At 33.3% G+C, this 1,207-nt stretch carries 2 protein-coding genes and 1 pseudogene; 2 read left to right on the top strand and 1 reads right to left on the bottom strand.

The features are described 5' to 3' along the window. Both BAZSYMA_RS09730 and BAZSYMA_RS09135 read left to right on the top strand, forming a co-directional pair. A pseudogene (locus tag BAZSYMA_RS09730) lies at positions 1-286 on the top strand (transposase); the annotation flags it as partial. Positions 287-341: 55 nt separating this feature from the next. Next, a complete protein-coding gene (locus tag BAZSYMA_RS09135) occupies positions 342-773 on the top strand; it encodes an Sbal_3080 family lipoprotein (protein WP_090718341.1) in 432 nt (143 codons plus the stop codon). Positions 774-807: 34 nt separating this feature from the next. On the opposite strand, the gene BAZSYMA_RS09130 is transcribed toward BAZSYMA_RS09135, so the two are convergent. Further along, on the bottom strand, positions 808-1,207 hold a 400-nt coding region (locus BAZSYMA_RS09130), incomplete at its 5' end, for an integrase core domain-containing protein (RefSeq protein ID WP_143243189.1).

Raw genomic sequence — 1,207 nt, 5'->3', positions numbered from 1 at the left:
AGTTGGCATGAAAAGCTAGCAGAAAATCTTGACTGTAACACTATTTTCCAAGCCGTATCATAGTTGGGAAAGGGGCTTAAACGAGAATCACAATGGACTGTTAAGGCAATTCTTCCCTAAGCGAATGGCTTTGGATAATGTGAGTGAGAAAGAAGCATTTAGGGCAACAGATTTAATGAATAATAGACCTAGGAAATGCTTGGGGTACAAGACCCCATTTGAGGTCTTTGCCAAGATGACTGGCAAAGACTATTTTTTAAATGGAAGTGTTGCACTTATGGGTTGAATTCGTCATGTATACTATGATATCTCAAACTGCTTAGGATTTAACTTTTGAAAAAATAAAAATATATACAATTACTTTACCCTTAATCATATTAGCAGGGTGTACATCTATTAATGTTCGTCCAGTAAGTAAAATACATAATATCTCCCATGTATGTATTGAAAATAATCCTAAAGTAATTGTTGCTAATTTTACAACTACAATAGCAGATGTTTTTCAAAACCATGGAATTACAACTAAAATGTATAACGCCCCTGTGCCTAATATATGCGAATATAAACTAACATATACTGCATTAAGATCATGGGATCTTACACCTTACTTATCACATGCAGAGCTTCGTTTATTTAAAAGAAACAAAAAAATTGGTTATGCTGAGTATCATATAACCGGAGGATCTATGTCTTTATCATTAAAAAAATGGGCAAGTGTTAAGAAGAAGATGTCACCTGTTATTAACAAACTATTGGCTCAATATAAAAAATAGACTTCGGGAACAAGAAACTCTATAATAAAAAACGCTACTTTGTTGTAATTTTTACTAAGAAATACATTACCCCAAAACCTCTGACAACGTTTTTAAAATTTATTATATAGAATTCCTTAAGAGCCCTCGCTTTTTCTTGATTTAATTTTATACTTTCTTGGTACACATCCATTGGTTTTTTATATGCCAATGTTTCGTGGAATCTTCGATGGTTATAAAACTCAATATAATCATCTACATCAGTCATTAATTCACGGATAGATTGGTATTCGTTCAAATAGATTCTTTCGCATTTTGCACTTATCCAAAAGCGCTCAATGCAGATATTATCTGTGGCTCGTCCCTTGCCATCCATTGAGATAGTGGGACTGTTGAAAATAAAACCAAGTACAACACTATTACAGTTTTCAGTTAAAACCCTGTGCACCATACCC

This window comes from Bathymodiolus azoricus thioautotrophic gill symbiont (genome assembly GCF_001298715.1).
Classification (GTDB): domain Bacteria; phylum Pseudomonadota; class Gammaproteobacteria; order PS1; family Pseudothioglobaceae; genus Thiodubiliella.
This window is presented reverse-complemented; position numbering and strand designations above follow the sequence as displayed.